Origin of the sequence: Sulfuricella sp., from assembly GCF_035531155.1 — a bacterium.
Classification (GTDB): Bacteria; Pseudomonadota; Gammaproteobacteria; order Burkholderiales; family Sulfuricellaceae; genus Sulfuricella.
Genome location: NZ_DATKTK010000039.1, coordinates 1 through 2,532 on the forward strand (window position 1 = coordinate 1; position 2,532 = coordinate 2,532).

Below are 2,532 nucleotides of genomic sequence, written 5' to 3' on the forward strand. Positions count from 1 at the left end.
CGTGCGGCGCGAATATGCGTGCGGAAGCGCGTTCTCTGCCACTCCAGATCGCCGCTTTGGCGGTAATAGTCCAAGCCGGTTTCACCGATGGCGACCACTTTCCGGTGCTGCGCGCGCGTGACCAAGTCATTGATTGACAGGACGGTGTCCTCGGCCTGGTCCGGATGGACGCCGACCGATGCGAACAGCGGCGCATGGCCGTCGGCCAGCGCCATGACCCTGGGGAAATTGCTGAGGTTGACGCACACGCATAAGGCATGCGTGACCTCGTTGCGCGCCATGTTGTCGAGGATCTGAGGAATTCGGCCGGCAAATTCCTCGAAGTCGATATGGCAATGCGAGTCGACCAGCATACCTGAGCTAGGCGATTTCTTTGTAGGCAATGAACAGGTCATCCAGGAACAGGCCGGCGTTCAATGGATGCTCGCAAATCGCCTTCAGCGACGACAGGGTGGCGTAAAAGCGCAGCAGCTTCAGCGACGGCATGCTCCGCGCGAGAAGGGCCAGCGCTTTCGCCCGATCGATGTTGTATCGCGCCTTGGCGCTGCTCGAGAGCGCGATGAGGTCGTAGGTCCACTTGAGCATCCAATCCACCACCGCGGCCGGTGGCAGGCGCTGGCAGAAGTCCGCCAAGCCGAGCGCACTGCTTGCCGGCTGACTCAGCAAATCGAGCAATCGGTCTCGTGTCTGCGCTTCCTCATCCGACAGACGCGCCGCTTCCAGTGGGGCATCGCCAGCGAATGCGAGCAAGGCGGGTGTGACTTTGCTGCCCTCTCCCTGAAGCCAGCGCAGCGACAATTCCCGCGGCGGCACGGCCAGCACCAATGCGTGACAGCGGCTGCGCACGGTTGCCAGCAATTTGCTCGGTTGATGCGAGATCAGCAGAAAAACCACGCCCGAGGACGGCTCCTCCAAGCTTTTCAAAAGCGCGTTGGCCGAGCCCGGATTCATGCTTTCAGCGGGGTAGATCAACACCACGCGATAGCCGTTGCGATGCGAACCCACGTTTAGAAAATCGCTTAATGCTCGAATTTGCTCGATTTTTATCTGTTTGCTGGGTTTTTTCTTGCCTTCTTCGCCGCCCTCGCCCGCCTCCCCATCTTCTTGCGCCGGTGCCAGGAGCTCGGGCTGAACCAGGCGAAAATCAGGATGATTGCCGGACATGAACCAGGCGCATGCGGGACAAGTGCCACAGGCCAGTCCAATATCGGAGCGGTTCTCGCATAGCAGGGACTGCGCCAAGACTTGCGCCAGGTGCAGCTTGCCTATACCGGCGCGGCCATGGAATAGCAAGGCGTGAGGCAGCTTGTCCCGCATGCCGTTCAGCCGACCCCATGCCTCCTCATGCCAAGGTAAATACTTTACTGACATAGCGTTATGATATGATCTTCAAGTACTTTACGAATATCTGCCACGGACTGGCCGGCATCGATCAGACGGATTCTCTGAGGATAGCGGGCGGCGCGTGCCAAATATACTGCACGCACGCGGGCAAAGAAATCAAGGTCTTCCTGCTCGAAACGGTCCGGCGCGGCCGAGGCGGCCAGGCGCCTGCGCTTGGCTTCTTCGACTGAAAGATCGAAAACCAGCGTCATATCCGGTTCCAAACCGGGATGAACCCAGTCTTCCAGGCGTTCGATTTTTTCCAGATTCAGCCCGCGACCACCACCCTGATAGGCGAAAGTGGCGTCGGTAAAGCGGTCGGAAAGCACCCAAGTGCCCGCGGCCAGCGCGGGCAGGATTATCCGGTCCAAGTGCTCCCGCCTGGCGGCGAACATCAGCAGCGTCTCGGTTTCAAGGTGCATGGGCTGCGCCAGCAGCAGTTTGCGCAGTTCTTCGCCGAGCGGCGTACCTCCGGGCTCCCGCGTTACCACCACCTTCTTTCCGGCAGCCCCGATTCGCCTGGCGATCCAGTCCATGTGGGTGCTCTTCCCCGCACCGTCGACGCCTTCCAGGGTAATGAATCTGCCGCGCATCCTAGTGCCCCCGCCGCCGCTGGTACTTGGCCACGGCACGTTCGTGCTCGGCCAGCGTGTCCGAGAACTCGGTCGAGCCGTCACCGCGGGCCACGAAATAAAGGGCCTTCGTCATTGCCGGATGCAGTGCAGCCACAAGCGATGCCTCGCCAGGCATCGCGATCGGCGTCGGCGGCAATCCGGGCCGGGTATAGGTGTTGTGGGGCGTGTCGGCGCGCAGGTCTTTTTCGTGCAGCCGTCCATCGAATTTGGCACCCAGGCCATAGATTACCGAGGGATCGGTCTGCAGCCTCATCCCCAGGCGCAGGCGATTGACGAACACGCCGGCGATGCGCGCGCGGTCGCTGGCTTTGCCGGTTTCCTTCTCTATGACCGAAGCCATGATCAGCGCGTCATAGGGGGCGCGATAAGGCAGATCCGGTGCGCGCCGCTGCCATGCCGCCTGAAGCTGCCGCTGCATCGCCGTGTAGGCGCGCTTGAGTATGGCCAGGTCGCTGGTGCCTTTGCCGAACAGATAGGTATCGGGAAAGAACAGGCCTTCCGGATCGCGCCCGGG

Annotated in this window: 4 protein-coding genes; all 4 read right to left on the reverse strand. The window is 61.3% G+C overall.

The window, feature by feature from the left end; all coding sequences use genetic code 11:
• Nucleotides 1–353: TatD family hydrolase (locus tag VMV64_RS07460; protein ID WP_325329323.1), on the reverse strand; the 353-nt coding region annotated here is incomplete at its 3' end.
• A gap of 7 nt (nucleotides 354–360) precedes the next feature.
• Nucleotides 361–1,317, reverse strand: coding sequence for a DNA polymerase III subunit delta' (gene holB, locus VMV64_RS07465; RefSeq protein WP_325329324.1), 957 nt, complete (start codon nucleotides 1,315–1,317; stop codon nucleotides 361–363).
• A gap of 44 nt (nucleotides 1,318–1,361) precedes the next feature.
• Entirely contained in the window at nucleotides 1,362–1,976 is a 615-nt protein-coding gene (gene tmk / locus VMV64_RS07470; RefSeq protein ID WP_325329325.1) for a dTMP kinase, read from the reverse strand.
• Nucleotide 1,977: 1 nt separating this feature from the next.
• The coding region (gene mltG / locus VMV64_RS07475; protein WP_325329326.1) for an endolytic transglycosylase MltG at nucleotides 1,978–2,532 on the reverse strand (555 nt) is incomplete at its 5' end.

Bases quoted from the DNA above. Each gene is read 5' to 3' on its own strand.
- holB (WP_325329324.1), bottom strand. From the start codon at position 1,317: ATGCGGGACAAGCTGCCTCACGCCTTGCTATTCCATGGCCGCGCCGGT.
- tmk (WP_325329325.1), bottom strand. From the start codon at position 1,976: ATGCGCGGCAGATTCATTACCCTGGAAGGCGTCGACGGTGCGGGGAAG.